This window comes from Streptomyces sp. BJ20 (assembly GCF_022869105.1).
Classification (GTDB): Bacteria; Actinomycetota; Actinomycetes; order Streptomycetales; family Streptomycetaceae; genus Streptomyces; species Streptomyces griseoincarnatus.
The window spans coordinates 1,472,823-1,488,444 of sequence record NZ_CP094918.1 but is presented as its reverse complement, the minus strand read 5'-3'; the positions used below and the strand labels follow the sequence as shown (position 1 = coordinate 1,488,444).

At 72.2% G+C, this 15,622-nt stretch carries 14 protein-coding genes; 3 read left to right on the top strand and 11 right to left on the bottom strand.

What is annotated here, in order from left to right:
- Window positions 1-75: 75 nt before the first annotated feature.
- The 5 genes from cimA to ureA form a co-directional block, all read right to left on the bottom strand.
- On the bottom strand, window positions 76-1,677 hold the full coding sequence (cimA, locus tag MTR79_RS06960) for a citramalate synthase (RefSeq protein ID WP_086702451.1): 1,602 nt from the start codon (window positions 1,675-1,677) through the stop codon (window positions 76-78).
- 342 nt (window positions 1,678-2,019) lie between these two features.
- Window positions 2,020-2,622, bottom strand: a complete 603-nt coding sequence (locus tag MTR79_RS06955; RefSeq protein WP_086702453.1) for a TetR/AcrR family transcriptional regulator — start codon at window positions 2,620-2,622, stop codon at window positions 2,020-2,022.
- A gap of 74 nt (window positions 2,623-2,696) precedes the next feature.
- On the bottom strand, window positions 2,697-3,746 hold the full coding sequence (locus tag MTR79_RS06950; protein WP_189366173.1) for an agmatine deiminase family protein: 1,050 nt from the start codon (window positions 3,744-3,746) through the stop codon (window positions 2,697-2,699).
- An 8-nt stretch (window positions 3,747-3,754) separates the two neighbouring features.
- Window positions 3,755-5,467: an urease subunit alpha gene (locus MTR79_RS06945; RefSeq protein ID WP_244789553.1), complete on the bottom strand. Its 1,713-nt coding sequence runs from the start codon at window positions 5,465-5,467 to the stop codon at window positions 3,755-3,757.
- Window positions 5,464-6,186: an urease subunit gamma gene (ureA, locus tag MTR79_RS06940; RefSeq protein WP_086698586.1), complete on the bottom strand. Its 723-nt coding sequence runs from the start codon at window positions 6,184-6,186 to the stop codon at window positions 5,464-5,466. Before ureA ends, MTR79_RS06945 begins: the two co-directional genes overlap by 4 nt.
- 154 nt (window positions 6,187-6,340) lie before the next feature.
- Here ureA and MTR79_RS06935 point away from each other — a divergent pair, with 154 nt between their 5' ends.
- Window positions 6,341-7,774 (top strand): cytosine permease, encoded by a 1,434-nt coding sequence (locus MTR79_RS06935; RefSeq protein ID WP_244789552.1) that lies wholly within the window; start codon window positions 6,341-6,343, stop codon window positions 7,772-7,774.
- A 54-nt stretch (window positions 7,775-7,828) separates the two neighbouring features.
- On the opposite strand, the gene MTR79_RS06930 is transcribed toward MTR79_RS06935, so the two are convergent.
- The 3 genes from MTR79_RS06930 to MTR79_RS33560 all read right to left on the bottom strand — a co-directional run bounded on the left by MTR79_RS06930 (window position 7,829) and on the right by MTR79_RS33560 (window position 10,431).
- Window positions 7,829-8,917 (bottom strand): branched-chain amino acid aminotransferase, encoded by a 1,089-nt coding sequence (locus tag MTR79_RS06930; protein WP_086698589.1) that lies wholly within the window; start codon window positions 8,915-8,917, stop codon window positions 7,829-7,831.
- Window positions 8,918-9,170: 253 nt separating this feature from the next.
- Complete coding sequence (locus MTR79_RS06925; protein ID WP_189366177.1) at window positions 9,171-10,214, bottom strand: 3-isopropylmalate dehydrogenase; 1,044 nt, start codon at window positions 10,212-10,214, stop codon at window positions 9,171-9,173.
- Window positions 10,215-10,299: 85 nt separating this feature from the next.
- Complete coding sequence (locus MTR79_RS33560) at window positions 10,300-10,431, bottom strand: hypothetical protein (RefSeq protein WP_086698592.1); 132 nt, start codon at window positions 10,429-10,431, stop codon at window positions 10,300-10,302.
- 335 nt (window positions 10,432-10,766) lie between these two features.
- Between MTR79_RS33560 and MTR79_RS06920 the strand changes: the two genes are divergently transcribed.
- Window positions 10,767-10,973 (top strand): DUF5988 family protein, encoded by a 207-nt coding sequence (locus MTR79_RS06920; protein ID WP_048459866.1) that lies wholly within the window; start codon window positions 10,767-10,769, stop codon window positions 10,971-10,973.
- 65 nt (window positions 10,974-11,038) lie between these two features.
- On the opposite strand, the gene pruA is transcribed toward MTR79_RS06920, so the two are convergent.
- Complete coding sequence (gene pruA / locus MTR79_RS06915; RefSeq protein ID WP_086698593.1) at window positions 11,039-12,670, bottom strand: L-glutamate gamma-semialdehyde dehydrogenase; 1,632 nt, start codon at window positions 12,668-12,670, stop codon at window positions 11,039-11,041.
- 36 nt (window positions 12,671-12,706) lie between these two features.
- Window positions 12,707-13,633 (bottom strand): proline dehydrogenase family protein, encoded by a 927-nt coding sequence (locus MTR79_RS06910; RefSeq protein WP_244789551.1) that lies wholly within the window; start codon window positions 13,631-13,633, stop codon window positions 12,707-12,709.
- Between the two features lie 138 nt (window positions 13,634-13,771).
- On the opposite strand from MTR79_RS06910, the gene MTR79_RS06905 reads away from it, so the two are divergent.
- A complete protein-coding gene (locus tag MTR79_RS06905) occupies window positions 13,772-15,010 on the top strand; it encodes a helix-turn-helix domain-containing protein (protein ID WP_244789550.1) in 1,239 nt (412 codons plus the stop codon).
- On the opposite strand, the gene MTR79_RS06900 is transcribed toward MTR79_RS06905, so the two are convergent.
- A complete protein-coding gene (locus MTR79_RS06900) occupies window positions 14,991-15,608 on the bottom strand; it encodes a TetR/AcrR family transcriptional regulator (protein WP_086698598.1) in 618 nt (205 codons plus the stop codon). The genes MTR79_RS06905 and MTR79_RS06900 overlap by 20 nt on opposite strands.
- Window positions 15,609-15,622 lie beyond the last annotated feature (14 nt).

Sequence of the window (15,622 nt, the reverse complement as noted above, 5' to 3'; positions counted from 1 at the left end):
ACCGGAATACGCCGCGAAACGGACATCCGGACCGGAGGAAGTCCTTCTCCCCTCCGGTCCGGATGTCTCAGGACCTCAGGCGGGCTCCACCCCTGCGCGCAGCAGCCCGTAGGCGTAGGCGTCCTCGAGAGCCTGCCAGGAGGCGGCGATGACGTTCTCCGCGACGCCGACGGTCGACCACTCCCCCGCCCCGTCGGAGGTGGAGATCAGCACCCGGGTCGTGGACTGGGTGCCGTGCTTGCCCTCCAGGATGCGGACCTTGTAGTCGACGAGCTCCAGCTTGGCGAGCTGCGGGTAGATCTTCTCCAGGGCGACGCGCAGGGCGCGGTCGAGGGCGTTGACGGGGCCGTTGCCCTCTGCGGTGGCGACGATGCGCTCGCTCTTGGCCCACAGCTTCACGGTGGCCTCGTTGGCGTGGCTGCCGTCGGGGCGGTCCTCGACGATCGCGCGCCAGGACTCGACCTCGAAGTACTTCAGCGGCCCGCCCTCGACCTCGGAGCGCAGCAGCAGCTCGAAGGAGGCGTCGGCGGCCTCGTAGGTGTAGCCCTTGAGCTCGCGCTCCTTGACCCGCTCCACGACCCGGCCGACCAGCTCGCGGTCGCCGCCGAGGTCGATGCCGAGCTCCTTGCCCTTGAGCTCGATGGAGGCGCGGCCGGCCATGTCGGAGACCAGCATCCGCATGGTGTTGCCGACCTGCTCGGGGTCGATGTGCTGGTACAGGTCCGGATCGACCTTGATCGCGGAGGCGTGGAGTCCGGCCTTGTGGGCGAAGGCGGAGACGCCGACGTAGGGCTGGTGGGTGGAGGGGGTGAGGTTGACGACCTCGGCGATGGCGTGGGAGATGCGGGTCATCTCGCGCAGCCGGCCCTCGGGGAGCACCTTCTTGCCGTACTTCAGCTCCAGGGCCGCGACGACCGGGAACAGGTTGGCGTTGCCGACCCGCTCGCCGTAGCCGTTGGCGGTGCACTGGACGTGGGTGGCGCCCGCGTCGACGGCGGCGAGGGTGTTGGCGACCGCGCAGCCGGTGTCGTCCTGGGCGTGGATGCCGAGCCGGGCGCCGGTGTCGGCGAGGACGGTGGCGACCACGGCCTGGATCTGCGCGGGGAGCATGCCGCCGTTGGTGTCGCAGAGGATCACCACGTCGGCGCCGGCCTCGTGGGCGGTGCGGACGACGGCCTTGGCGTAGGCGGGGTCGGCGCGGTAGCCGTCGAAGAAGTGCTCGCAGTCGACGAAGACGCGGCGGCCCTGGGAGCGGAGGTGGGAGACGGTGTCGCGGACCATCTCCAGGTTCTCGTCGAGGGTGGTGCGCAGGGCGAGCTCGACATGCCGGTCGTGGGACTTGGCGACCAGCGTGATCACCGGCGCGCCGGAGTCGAGGAGCGCCTTGACCTGGGGGTCCTGGTCGGCGGTGGTGCCGGCGCGGCGGGTGGCGCCGAAGGCGACCAGCTGGGCGTGACGGAACTCGATCTCCTGCCGGGCGCGGGCGAAGAACTCGGTGTCGCGGGGGTTCGCGCCGGGCCAGCCGCCCTCGATGAAGCCCACGCCGAACTCGTCCAGGTGCCGTGCGATGGCCAGCTTGTCGGCGACCGTGAGGTTGATGCCCTCGCGCTGGGCGCCGTCGCGCAGGGTGGTGTCGAAGACGTGGAACGAGTCGTCGGGCTCGCTGGTTGCGGTCATGGTCTGAAGGCTCCTGTATTGGATCTCGGTCTACCGGAATGACCGGTTCCACCGTTCCCCCATGGTCCCTCGCGCCCGGTTCCCGGCTGCGGGTGGGCCGAGAAACAGAAAAACCTCTCGCGGGTGCGAGAGGTCTGCGCGCGGGTCGAGGACGACGGTGTCCGCCCGTACGGTGTCGTACGTGCGGTCACTGCGGACCGGCGCGCCTGCTGCCAATAATCGTGGCGAACGAGAGCACGGGGGGATTTTGGCACAACCCGCCCGCCCGCTCACCGCCCGTCTCAGGATGCGGGCGTCCGGCGCGCCGCGGTGAGACGCGGGCCGGCGCTCTCCGGCCGGGGCTCAGGCGTCCGCGGCCAGCGTCTCGTCGAGGAACTCCCGTACGTGGTCGAGGACCTGGGGCCGGCCGGTCCCACGCAGGCCGATCGCCACGTGGATGGCGAGACCGTCCAGCAGGGCACGCAGCCGGACGGCGTAACGGTCGGCGTCCACCGGGCGGAACTCGCCCCGCGAGACGCCCTCGGCGAGCAGCGCCACCAGGTCCCGGTGCCAGGCTCCCTCGATGGCGGCCTGCCGGTCGCGCGCCTCGGCCTCCGCGTTCTGCGAGCGGTTCCACACCTCCAGCCACAGCGTCCAGTGCGGGTCGCGGTGACCGTCGGGCACGTACAGCTCCACATAGCCGTCGAGGCGCTCGCGGGCGGTGCCCGGCCGCGCGAGCAGCCGCGCCCGCCCGGCCCCGAGCCGTCCCTCGCTCCACTCCAGGGTGCGCAGCAGCAGTTCGTCCTTGGACCGGAAGTAGTAGAGCAGGTGTCCGCTGCTCATCCCGACCTCCCGCCCGAGCGCGGCCATGGTGAGCTTCTCCAGCCCTCGCTCGGCGATCATCGCCATGGCGGCGGCGAGCACGTCCTCACGGGGCGGCGCGGGGGTCCGGCGCCGGGGGGTCACTGGGCGGCCTCCGGGGCGGGTGCGCCCGCGGCGGGCCGGGGCGTCTCACGGAGCAGTACGTTCACCCGTACGTTCTACCGGACCGGCGTGCGCGGCTGTTGCTGGGTGATGCAGTGGATGCCGCCGCCGGCCGCGAAGACCGGGCGGGCGTCGACCTGGATGACCGTGCGGGCGGGGAAGAGGCGGCGGAAGAGGGCGGCCGCCTCCTCGTCGCGGGGGTCGTCGAAGGCGCACAGGACCACGCCGTCGTTGCACAGGTAGTGGTTGATGTAGGAGTAGTCGGCCCAGTGGCCGTCGGCCTCCAGCACGGCGGGGGCGGGGACCGGGACGACCTCCAGGGGGCGGCCGAGGGCGTCGGTCGCGGAGCGGAGGATGCCGATGACCTCCTCGGTCACCTCGTGGTCGGGGTGGGCCGGGTCCGGCTGGTGGTGGGCGACGACCACGCCGGGCCGGGCGAACGCGGCGACGATGTCGACGTGCCCCAGGGTGCCGAAGCCGTACGGCGGATAGTCGGCGGTGAGGCCGCGCGGCAGCCAGATCGCCTTGCGGGTGCCGAGGTGGGCGTGGATCTCCGTCTCGACCTCCTCCCGGGTCCGGCCGGGGTTGCGCTCGGGGCCGAGCTGGACGGTCTCGGTGAGCAGCACGGTCCCCTCCCCGTCGACGTGGATCCCGCCGCCCTCGTTGACGAGGTCCGTGGCGTACGTCCGTGCGCCGGCGAGGTCGGCGACGTACGCGGCGATCTTCGCGTCGTGGTCCCAGCGGGCCCACTCCTGGGCGCCCCAGCCGTTGAACGTCCAGTCCACGGCCGCCAGCCGACCGGTGCCGTCGGTGAGGAAGGTGGGTCCGACGTCCCGCATCCACGCGTCGTCCAGTTCCCGCTCGACGGTGTCGACGCCGGGGCCGAGCAGTGCGCGCGCCCGCGCCGACTGACCTGGTCCGCACACCACGGTGACCGGCTCGAAGCGGCGCACGGCGCGGGCGACCGCGGCCCAGGCGGTGCGGGCTGCGGCGAGGGCGCCGGGGTCGGCGAAGGTGGGGTTGGGTCCTGGCCAGGCCATCCAGGTGCGCTCGTGCGGGGTCCACTCGGCGGGCATGCGGAAGCCGTCGGCGGCGGGCGTGTTCATCTGGGTCCTCAGAGGAAGTAGAGGCGGTTGAGGGAGACCGTGTCGGCGGGCCGGGAGCGCAGCGGCTCCCCGTCGAGGGTGACCAGACCGGTGCGCGGGTCGACGTCGACGGCGCCGGTGCGGGAGTTGCGCAGCAGGTCGGCGGGGCCGATGCCCCGGGTGCCGCGCACGGCGACGCGGCGGCGCCGGGTGGGCATCGTGTCGTGGCCCTGCTCGACGGCGGCGCGGGCGACGAACGCCACCGACAGCTCGGCGGGCGTGGCGCCGTACGCGCCGAACTGCGGGCCGAGGACGAGGGGTTCGCAGGTGTCGGTGGCCGCGTTGGGGTCGCCGGTGACGCCGTACGCGGGGAAGCCGGCCTTCAGGACGAGCTGGGGCTTGGCGCCGAACCACTCCGGGCGCCACAGCACGATGTCGGCGAGCTTGCCCGGCTCGAGGGAGCCGACCTCGTGGGAGAGGCCGTGCGCGATGGCCGGGTTGACGGTGAGTTTGGCGATGTACCGCAGCACCCGCTCGTTGTCGTCGTCGCCGTCCGCGCCCAGCTCGGCCTTCATCTTCCCGGCCATGGCGAAGGTACGGCGGACGGTCTCCCCGGCGCGGCCCATGCCCTGCGCGTCGGACGAGGTGATGCCGATGGCGCCCAGGTCGTGCAGCACGTCCTCGGCGCCCATGGTTCCGGCGCGCACCCGGTCGCGGGCCATGGCGGCGTCGCCGGGCAGGTCCGGCTTGAGGTCGTGGACGGAGACGATCATGCCGTGGTGCTCGGCCACCGCGTCCCGGCCGAAGGGGAGCGTGGGGTTGGTGGAGGAGCCGATGACGTTCGGCACGCCCGCCATCTTCAGCACGTTCGGGACGTGCCCGCCGCCGCAGCCCTCGATGTGGAAGGCGTGCACGGTGCGGCCCTCCAGCGCCTTGAGGGTGTCCTCCACGGACAGGCACTCGTTCAGCCCGTCGCTGTGCAGGGCCACCTGGACGTCGTGCTCCTCGGCGACGCGCAGCGCGGTGTCCAGGGCCCGGGTGTGGGCGCCCATGTCCTCGTGCACCTTGAAGCCGCACGCGCCGCCCTCGGCGAGCGCCTCGACCAGCGGGGCCTCGTGGGAGGACGAACCCCGGCCCAGGAACCCGATGTTGACGGGCCAGGCGTCGAAGGCGGAGAACGCGTGACGCAGCGCCCAGGGCGAGTTGACGCCGACGCCCCACACCGGGCCGAACTCCTGCCCGATGATCGTGGTCACCCCGGAGGCGAGGGACGCCTCCATGACGCGCGGCGACAGCAGATGGACGTGGGTGTCGACCGCGCCGGCGGTGGCGACGAGCCCTTCACCGGAGACGATCGTGGTGCCGGTGCCGACGACGACGTCCACGCCGTCGAGGGTGTCGGGGTTCCCGGCGCGCCCGACCGCGCTGATCCGCCCCTCCCGGATGCCGACGGACACCTTCCGGATGCCGAGGACGGCGTCGATCACGACCACGTTGCTGATGACGACGTCGCAGGTCTCGCGCACGGAGGCGGCCTTGAGGTGCAGTCCGTCGCGGGCGGTCTTGCCGAACCCGGCGAGGAACTCGTCGCCGTACCGCTGGGCGTCGGACTCCACCCGGATCACCAGGCCCGAGTCGCCGAGGCGGAGCCGGTCGCCGGCGCGGGGGCCGTGGGTGGCGGCGTAGGCATGGGGGTCGAGGCCGTCGTACTCGCCGGTCTCGCGGCCGAGGGTGCGGCTCATCGCGTCGCTCCTTCCGGGGCGCCGGGGCGGTCGTCGTCGGGGGCGGTGGCGCCCAGGTAGCCGCAGGCCGCCGCACGGCGCAGCGCCTCCGCCTCGGCGCCGGGCGCGTCGAGCGGGCCGTCGACGAGTCCGGCGAAGCCGACGGCGACGCGGTCCCCGCCGATCGGCACGAGACCGACCTGCCGGGTCTCGCCGGGTCCGAAGCGGACCGACGAGCCGGCGGGCACCGCGAGTCGCATGCCGTACGCGTCGGCGCGGGGGAACTCCAGGCGGGGGTTGGCCTCGAAGAAGTGGAAGTGGGAGGTGACCGAGACGGGCACGGCGGCCGTGTTGGTGACGGTCACCGTCGTCACCGGCGCGGGGTCGCCGTGCGCGGGTCCGGGCAGCAGCGCGCCCGGGGCGTCCGCGCCGAGTCCGCCGCCGATGGGGCGGGTGACGACGGCCAGCCGGGAGCCGTCGTCGAACACGGCCTCCACGTGCACCTCGGTGACCACGTCCGCCACCCCGGGCAGCACGTCGTCCGGCCCCAGCACCGACCGGGCCCGCTCGACGGCCTCCGCCAGGCGTGCGCCGTCCCGGGCGGCCTCGCAGACGGTGTCGGCGATCAGCGCCGTCGCCTCGGGGACGTTCAGCCTGAGTCCCCGGGCGCGGCGGGCCCGGGCCAGCTCGGCCGCGCCGAAGAGCAGCAGCCGGTCGCGTTCCGTCGGGGTCAGTCTCACGCCGTGAACACCTCCTTGCCTTCCCTCGTCCCAAAATTAGAGCATCATTCTAAACCTGAGCGTCCAGGAACGGAGCCATTGACGCAGACGACAGAAGAAGACACATTGAACGTCACTCAAAAGTCGTCGACGCACCGTTGAAGGAGAGCTGCCCATGCCGAGGGAACTGCGCGGAGTCGACACCATCCCCGAGGCGGAACGCACCAGCGGCCCGCGCGACCTCGTCTCGATCCTGCTGGGCTCCAACCTCTGCCTGGGCGTGATCGTCTTCGGCTGGCTGCCGCCGTCCTTCGGCCTGGACTGGTGGTCGTCCGTCACCTCGGTGGTGACCGGCACCGTCGTCGGCACGCTGTTCACGGCCCCGCTGGCCCTGGTCTCGCTGCGCACCGCGACCAACCTGTCCACCTCGTCCGGCGCGCAGTTCGGCGTGCGGGGGCGGCTGGTGGGGTCGGTCGTGGGACTGCTGCTGGCCCTCGGTTACACCGCGCTGACCGTGTGGATCGGCGGGGACGTGATGGTGGGCGTGCTGGGCCGGCTGTTCGGGCTTCCGGCCGACGGGACGGCGTACACCGTGGTCTACGCGCTGCTCGCGGCGGCGACGGTGGCGGGCGCGGTGTACGGGTACCGGGTACTGCTCGCCATGTCCCGGGTACTGGCCTTCGGCATGACGGCGCTGCTGGTGCTGGGCGTGTTCGCGTACGCGCCGCACTTCACCACCGAGGCGCTGCCGGAGACCGGCGGCTACCTGCTGGACGGGTACTGGCCGACGTGGCTGCTGGCCGCGGTCGCCGCCGGGCTGTCCGGGCCGATCGCCTTCATCACCCTGCTCGGTGACTACACCCGCTACATCTCCCCCGCCCGCTTCTCCTCCCGGCGCGTGCTGCGGGCCACCTGGCTGGGGCTGATGCTGGGCCTCCTGGTGCCGCAGTTGTTCGGCACGTTCACCGCGTACGCGGCCCGCGCCGCCCTCGACTACGCCGGGCCGCTGGTCGACGCGGCGCCCGGCTGGTACCTGGTGCCGCTGCTGCTGGCCGCGTCCGCGGGGTCGGTGGGGAACGCGGGGCTGATGCTGTACTCGATGGGGCTGGACCTGGACGCGATCCTGCCACGCGCGTCCCGGACGACGGCGACGTACGTCGTCGCGGTCGTCGCGACGGTCTGCGTCTTCGCCGGCCACCACCTCTCGACCGCGCAGGACGCGATGACGTCGTTCGTGCTGCTGCTCACGGCCGTGGGCACGCCCTGGGCGGTGATCACCCTCATCGGCTCGGTCCGCTGCGGAGGGGTCTACGACGCGGACGCCCTCCAGGTCTTCAACCGCCGCGCGCGGGGCGGGGCGTACTGGTACACGGCCGGCTGGAACATCCCGGCGACGGCCTCCTGGGCCCTGGGCTCCCTCGTCGGCCTCCTGGCCGTCTCGCTGCCCTCCTACGAGGGCCCTCTGGTCGCCCTGACGGGAGGGGTGGACGCGAGCTTCCTGCTGTCGGGCGCGGTGGGCGGGGCGGCGTACGTCCTGGCGACGCGCAGCACCCGGGAGGCCCCGGCACCCGCGGCGTCCGTACGGGCCCTGGAGGACGAGCGGGTCTGACAGCGCCGTCCAGGCACGAGGGGTCCGGAGCGGCGGCCCCGGACCCCTCGCCCGTCAGGCCAGTTTGCGCATCCAGCCGTGCTTGTCCTCCGCCGTGCCGCGCTGGATGTCGAGGAGGGCCTGGCGGAGGCGGAGGGTGACCTCGCCCGGCTCGCCGCCGCCCTGCTGCCACTCGCCGCTCGCGCGCTTCACCGTGCCGACGGGCGTGATCACGGCCGCGGTACCGCAGGCGAAGACCTCGGTCAGCGTGCCGTTCTCCGAGTCGCGCTGCCACTGCTCGACCGACACGCGCTCCTCGACCGCCTCGTAGCCGAGGTCGCGGGCGACGCCCAGCAGGGAGTCACGGGTGACGCCCTCCAGGATGGATCCGGAGAGGGCCGGCGTGACGATCTTGTTCCCGTACACGAAGTACAGGTTCATGCCGCCCAGCTCCTCGACCCACGTGTGCTCGACGGCGTCGAGGTAGCACACCTGGTCGCAGCCCTTGGCGGCCGCCTCGGCCTGCGCGAGCAGGGACGCCGCGTAGTTGCCGCCGGTCTTCGCGTCGCCCATGCCGCCGGGGACGGCGCGGACGCGGTCCTCGGAGACCCAGATGGACACCGGCTTCACGCCGCCCGGGAAGTAGGCGCCGGCCGGGGAGGCGATCACCAGGAACAGGTACTCGTTGGCCGGCTTCACACCCAGCCCGACCTCGGTCGCGATCATGAAGGGGCGCAGGTAGAGCGACTCCTCGCCGCCGTGCGCGGGCACCCACGCCTGGTCCTGGGCGACCAGGGCGTCGCACGCCTCGATGAACGTCTCGACCGGAAGCTCCGGCATGGCGAGACGGCGGGCGGACCGCTGGAACCGCTCGGCGTTCTTCTCGGGGCGGAACGTGGCGACGGACCCGTCGGGCTGCCGGTAGGCCTTCAGGCCCTCGAAGATCTCCTGCGCGTAGTGCAGCACCGTGGTCGCCGGGTCGAGGGAGATCGGCGCGTACGGGACGAGCTGGCCGTCGTGCCAGCCGCGGCCCTCGGTCCACTTGATCGTCACCATGTGGTCGGTGAAGTGGCGGCCGAAGCCGGGGTTGGCCAGGATCGCTTCGCGTTCCGCGGCGGAGAGCGGGTGGGCCGAGGGCTTGAGCTCGATCGTGGGCGTCGTCATGAGTGGTTGTCCTTCACCGGTTGTAGTGACGGGCCGCGCACACGCCCGTACGGCCTGTGGCCAGTACTAGGACGTCCGAGCATTCCCTCAATCCGCGGCTCCGCGTTCGATTATCGCCCGGCGGAGGCGGCGGAAGAAACAGGGTGAATGCGGCCCGGTGGTCGTTGACGCCACACCCGGCGGCGGAACACGTCGAAGCCGCCGGGTGCGGATGCGACCCGGCGGCTTCGAGTGTGTCGAGGTGGGCGCCGGGTCAGCCGGCTACTCGTGCGGCGAGGGCGTCGCCGATCTGAGAGGTGCTGCGGGCGGGCAGGCCGCCGCGGTCCGCGAGGTCGGCGGAGACGGCGTCCTCGATGCGGGCGGCCTCGGCGTCGTGGCCGAGGTGGCGCAGCAGGAGGGCGACGGACAGGACGGTGGCGGTGGGGTCCGCCTTGCCCTGTCCGGCGATGTCCGGGGCCGAGCCGTGCACGGGCTCGAACATGGACGGGAACTCGCGGCTCGGGTTGATGTTGCCGGAGGCCGCGACGCCGATGCCGCCGGAGACGGCCGCGGCGAGGTCGGTGATGATGTCGCCGAAGAGGTTGTCGGTGACGATCACGTCGAACCGGCCGGGGTCGGTGACCAGGTAGATGGTCGCGGCGTCGACGTGGATGTAGTCGGTGGTGACGTCCGGGTACTCCGCGGCCACCTTGTCGAAGATGTTCGTCCACAGGTGGCCGGCGAAGGTCAGCACGTTGTTCTTGTGGACCAGCGTCAGCTTCTTGCGCGGGCGGGCCTGGGCGCGGGCGAAGGCGTCGCGGACCACGCGCTCGACACCGAAGGCCGTGTTGACGGAGACCTCGGTGGCGACCTCGTGCTCGGTGCCCTTGCGGATGGTGCCGCCGTTGCCCGTGTAGGGGCCCTCGGTGCCCTCGCGGACGACCACGAAGTCGATCTCGGGCTGTCCGGCGAGCGGGGTGGCGACGCCCGGCAGAAGCTTGGACGGACGCAGGTTGACGTGGTGGTCGAAGGCGAAGCGGAGCTTCAGCAGGAAGCCCCGCTCGAGGACGCCGGACGGCACGCTCGGGTCGCCGATGGCGCCGAGCAGAATCGCGTCGTGCCGCTCGAGCGCGTCGAGGTCGGCGTCGGTGAGGGTCTCACCGGTGGCGTGGTAGCGCCGGGCGCCGAAGTCGTATTCCTTGGTCTCCAGCTTCACATCCTGCGGAAGGACGGCGGAGAGGACCTTCAGGCCTTCGGCCACGACCTCCTGGCCGATGCCGTCACCGGGGATCACTGCGAGATTGATGCTGCGAGACATGCGGGCACCCTACTCCTCGTCCCACGGGATGACATGCGGCGTCCGTCATGCGGACAGCTCGGGTGTGTCGGAGGCCGGCGGCTGCTCAGTGGCCGGTCGAGCCGCCGTTGTCCCGGCGGTCGAGGGCACGCTGCAGTGCGGCGGCGGCGTTCTTGCGGTCGCTCTCGACGCTGCGGACGGAGCGGCGGACACGGCGGCGGGCGGTCGTCTCGGGCATGGCGGATCGACTCCTTCGGGAAGACGCGCGGACTCGAAGATGCGCGGAGGGTGACGAGACGCCGGAAGAGGCGGGGAGCCACGGCCGCAGGGGTCGCCTGCACGGGGCCTGCTCACAACCGCCGTTCGCTGGATCGAGCGATGCGTTCGGCTCCTACAAAAGTAAGGGCGGCGCCCGCATCTGTCTGCACAATTACTTGGGCTTCCTACTATCTGAGACGGCGGCACCCTCACCACCCGGCCGACCTGCGCCTTCACCGATGCCGACTGGGCCACTCGACTGATCCCGGCGCCCGGCGGGCGACTGTCCCCGCCGGGAGGGGAACGGTGACCGGCATGAACGACACGGCGAAGGTGTTCCTCGAAGGCGGGCCGGAAGATCTGCCCGAGCGGATCGTCCCGGCCCCCGACCCGGGCCCCGATGTGAAGGTCGAGTTGCGCAACGGCTACGAGCACTTCCGCCCGAGCTCGCGCCAGGCGGACACGGCGGAGGGGCGGCTGCCGGTGTACGAGTGGTGGGAGCGGACGGAGATGCCGGGCTGACCCCAGGACAGCGCGCAGGGGCCGGGCGCGCCGTGCGCCCGGCCCCTGTCACGTCATGACGGACGTCAGCCCATGTGCGGGTACGTGTAGTCGGTCGGCGGGACCAGCGTCTCCTTGATGGCGCGGGTCAGCGTCCAGCGCATCAGGTTCTGCGGGGCGCCGGCCTTGTCGTTGGTGCCGGAGGCACGGCCGCCGCCGAAGGGCTGCTGGCCGACCACGGCGCCGGTCGACTTGTCGTTGATGTAGAAGTTGCCGGCCGCGTAGCGCAGCTTCTCCATCGTGTACGCCGCCGCCGCACGGTCGTTCGCGACGACCGAGCCGGTGAGGGCGTAGTCCGACACCGACTCCATCTGGGTCAGCATCTCGTCGTACTTGTCGTCCTCGTAGACGTGGACGGCGAGGATCGGGCCGAAGTACTCGGTGCGGAACACCTCGTTCTCCGGGTCGCCGCACTCGATGACGGTCGGGCGGACGAAGTAGCCGACCGAGTCGTCGTAGGTGCCGCCCGCGACGATCGTGCAGGCCGGGTCCTCCTCGGCGCGGTCGATGGCGGCCTTGTTCTTGGCGAAGGACCGCTCGTCGATGACGGCGCCGATGAAGTGGGACAGGTCGGTGACGTCACCCATCGTGATGCCGTCCACCTCGGCCGCGAACTCCTCCTTGAAGCCGGAGTTCCAGATCGAGGCCGGGATGTAGGCACGCGAGGTGGCCGAGCACTTCTGGCCCTGGTACTCGAAGGCGCCACGGGTGAGCGCGGTCTTCAGCACGGCGCGGTCGGCGCTCGGGTGGGCGACGAGGAAGTCCTTGCCGCCGGTCTCGCCGACGAGACGCGGGTAGGTGCGGTACTTCTCGATGTTCTGGCCGACCGTCTTCCACAGGTGCTGGAAGGTCTTGGTGGAGCCGGTGAAGTGGATGCCCGCGAGGTCTCGGTGCTCCAGGGCGACCTTCGACACCTCGATGCCGTCGCCGGTGACCAGGTTGATGACGCCCTTGGGCAGCCCGGCCTCCTCCAGCAGCTGCATCAGCAGCACGGCGGCGTGGGTCTGCGTCGGGGACGGCTTCCACACCACGACGTTGCCCATCAGCGCGGGCGCGGTCGGCAGGTTGGCCGCGATGGCGCTGAAGTTGAAGGGCGTGATCGCGTAGACGAAGCCCTCCAGCGGCCGGTGGTCCAGGCGGTTCCACACGCCCGGGGAGTTGGCCGGGGGCTGCTCGGCGAGGATGCCGCGCGCGTAGTGGACGTTGAAGCGCCAGAAGTCGACGAGCTCGCAGGGGCTGTCGATCTCGGCCTGCTGCACGGTCTTGGACTGGCCGAGCATGGTGGAGGCGGCGATGGTCTCGCGCCAGGGGCCGGCCAGCAGCTCGGCGGCGCGCAGGATGATCGCCGCGCGGTCGTCGAAGGACATGGCGCGCCAGGCCGGGGCGGCGGCGAGGGCCGCGTCGATGGCGTCCTGGGCGTCCTGCTGGGTGGCGTTGGCGTAGGTGCCGAGGCGGGCCTTGTGGTTGTGCGGCTGCACGACGTCGAAGCGCTCGCCGCCGCCCATCCGCCGGACGCCGCCGATGGTGCAGGGCAGCTCGATCGGGTTGTCGGCCAGCTCCTTGAGCTTGGCCTCGAGTCGGGCCCGTTCGGGGCTTCCGGGGGCGTAGCCGTGCACCGGCTCGTTGACGGGGGTGGGGACCTGGGTCACAGCGTCCATGGGTTCCGTAACTCCTTGTCTGAGCGGGGTGTGGTGTCAGCCCTTGGTGATCATGCTGCGGGCGAAGAACCGGAGGTTGGCCGGCTTCTCCGCCAGACGCCGCATGAAGTAGCCGTACCAGTCGGTGCCGTAGGCCGTGTAGACGCGCATGCGGTGGCCCTCCGCGGCGCGCCGGAGGTGCTCCTCGCTGCGGATGCCGTAGAGCATCTGGAACTCGTACTCGTCGAGCTTGCGTCCGGCGGTGCGGGCCAGTTCCTGGGCGATGGCGATCAGACGCGGGTCGTGGGACCCGATCATCGGGTAGCCCTCGCCCTCCATCAGCGTCCGCAGGATGCGCACGTACGCCTTGTCGATCTCGTGCTTCTGCTGGTAGGCGACCTCGGCGGGCTCCTTGTAGGCGCCCTTCACCAACCGTACGCGACTGCCCGCGGCGGCGAGCCGGCGCGCGTCCTCCTCGGTGCGGAAGAGGTAGGCCTGGATGACGCAACCCGTCCCCGGGACGTCCTTCCGCAGCTCCTCGTGGATGGCGAACATCGAGTCGAGGGTGGTGTGGTCCTCCGCGTCCAGGGTGACCGTGGTGCCGATCTCCGCGGCGGCCTCGACGACCGGGCGGACGTTGGCGAGGGCCAGCTCGTGGCCTCCCGGGAGCGCCTGGCCGAACATGGAGAGCTTCACGGACATCTCGGCGCGCTCGCCGAGCTCCAGTGGCTTCAGCCGGTCGATCAGCTCCAGGTAGGCGTCGCGGGCCGCCTCGGCCTGCTCCGGGGTGGTGATGTCCTCGCCGACGACGTCCATGGTCAGTTCGAGGCCGTTGTCGGTGAGCTCCCGCACGATCGGCAGGACGCCGTCCACGGTCTCACCGGGGATGAAGCGGTCGACGACCCGCTTGGTCACCGGGGCCGCCGAGATCAGGCGTCGCATCCGGTCGCTGCGCGACGCGGCGAGAATCACGGGACCCAGCACGGGGCACCTCCACAAGCTGCGAGAGGCCGCCACCCGACGGTTCGGGGACGGCACGGAGAACCACCGTGAAACCTAAGGATGACCCTGATCCTGGGCCATCGACAGACGTCACGCATCCCTGAGCGAGATCTCAGACAGATGTATGAAGGGCGCCGGTTCTTGCGGCAGAATGCCCGGGTGACGTCGGAACACAAGGACGACTACCAGGAGCTGGTGGACGAGATCTCGGAGCTCCTCGGCGCTCCGGCGACCCTGGAGAACCGCGACTTCGAGCTGATCGCCTTCGGCGCGTACGACAGCGAGGGCGACCTCGACCCGTCGGCGCTGGACCCGGTGCGGGCCCGCTCGATCCTGACCCGGCGCTCCACACCCGCCGTCCGCACCTGGTTCGAGGGGTTCGGCATCACCCGCGCGACCGGCCCGGTCCACATCCCGCGCACGCCGGAGGCGGGCGTGCACCGGGGACGCGTGTGCCTTCCCGTACGGCATCGCGGGGTGGCCCTCGGCTATGTGTGGCTGTTGGAGGACGACCCCGGACCTACGGCGGAGCAACTGGACGCGGCCATGCGGGTGACGGCGCGGATCGGCGCGCTGCTCGCGGACGAGGCGCAGCACGGCGCGGACCTCACCCGTGAGCTGCGGGCGGTGCTGACGGCGGAGCGTGGCTGGCAGCGTGACATGGCGGTGGCCGAGCTGCGCACCGCGCTCGGCGCCCGCGCGGAGGGCCTGCACACGGTGGTCTGCGTCGCGCCCTGGCCGTCCGCCGACCCCGACGACGCGCCCTCGGTCCGCACGGTGCCGGGTGCGACGGCGCTGTGCACCCTGCCGTGGGGCGCCACGGCCGTGTCGCTGGCGCTGCTGATGCGGCTGCGCTCCGCCGACGTGCTGACGGCGGCGGAGACCGCGGCCGGGCGGCTGCTGGAACGGGTCCGGGACGGCAGGGCGGCCGGCCCGTCCGGGCCGCCTCCGGCGGCCGCGGGGATCGCCGCGCCGCGTACGGGCCTGGCCGGTCTGGGGACGGCCTGGGACGAGGCGTCGGCGTCGGCGCGGGCGGCGCTGGCCGAGCCGCGCCTCGGACCGGTGGCCCGCTGGGCGTCGATCGGCCCCTACCGTCTGCTGACCGCGCTGTCCCCCGGCGCCGCCCAGGACCCCGCCGTCCGCCCGCTGCTCTCCCCCGCGCACGCGGAACTGGCCCGCACCGCCGAGGTGTACCTCGACTGCGCGGGCCAGGCCGGGCGCACGGCGGCGGAGCTGGGTGTGCACCGGCAGACGCTGTACTACCGGCTGTCGCGGATCGAACGGCTCACCGGCCTGGACCTGGACGACGGCGAGGACCGGCTGCTGCTGCACATGGCGCTCAAGGCGCACCGTCTGTAGACGTGCTGTCGGCGGACGCCGCGCCCGTGGCCGCCTCGACCACCTGGCGCAGACCGGCGGTGAGCCGCTCCGCGTCGGGGGCGCCGGCCGGGTCGAAGGTCCACTGGGCGATGAGTCCGGTCATGAGGGTCACGTAGAACGCGCCGACGGTGTCGGCGGTCGCGTCGGACACGTCCTCCTCCCGGCCGCCCATCAGCAGCGGCACCAGACCGCGCCCCGCCTCGCGCTGGGCCGCCGTGAGGTGCGCGCGCACCTCGGGCAGCCGGTCGCCCATGGCGAGCACCTCCATGCTGAGCCGCCACACCGAGCCGGGGTCCTTCATGGTGGCGATGATGTTCGCCCACACCCGCTCGAACCGCTCCAGCGATCCGGGCGCGGCCTGGTCCACGGTGCCGTCGCCGTCGAAGGCGTCACCCATGCCCTCCACGAGGGAGACGTAGGCCTGGGCGAGCAGCGCGTCCTTGGAGCCGTAGTGGTAGCCGATGGACGCGAGGTTGGTGCCCGACTCCTTGACGATGTCACGCGCCGTGGTGCGCACGAACCCCTTGGCGAGCAGGCAGCGCTTGGCCCCCTCGAGCAGATCCTCACGGTGTCCCATGGCCGCAGCCTACC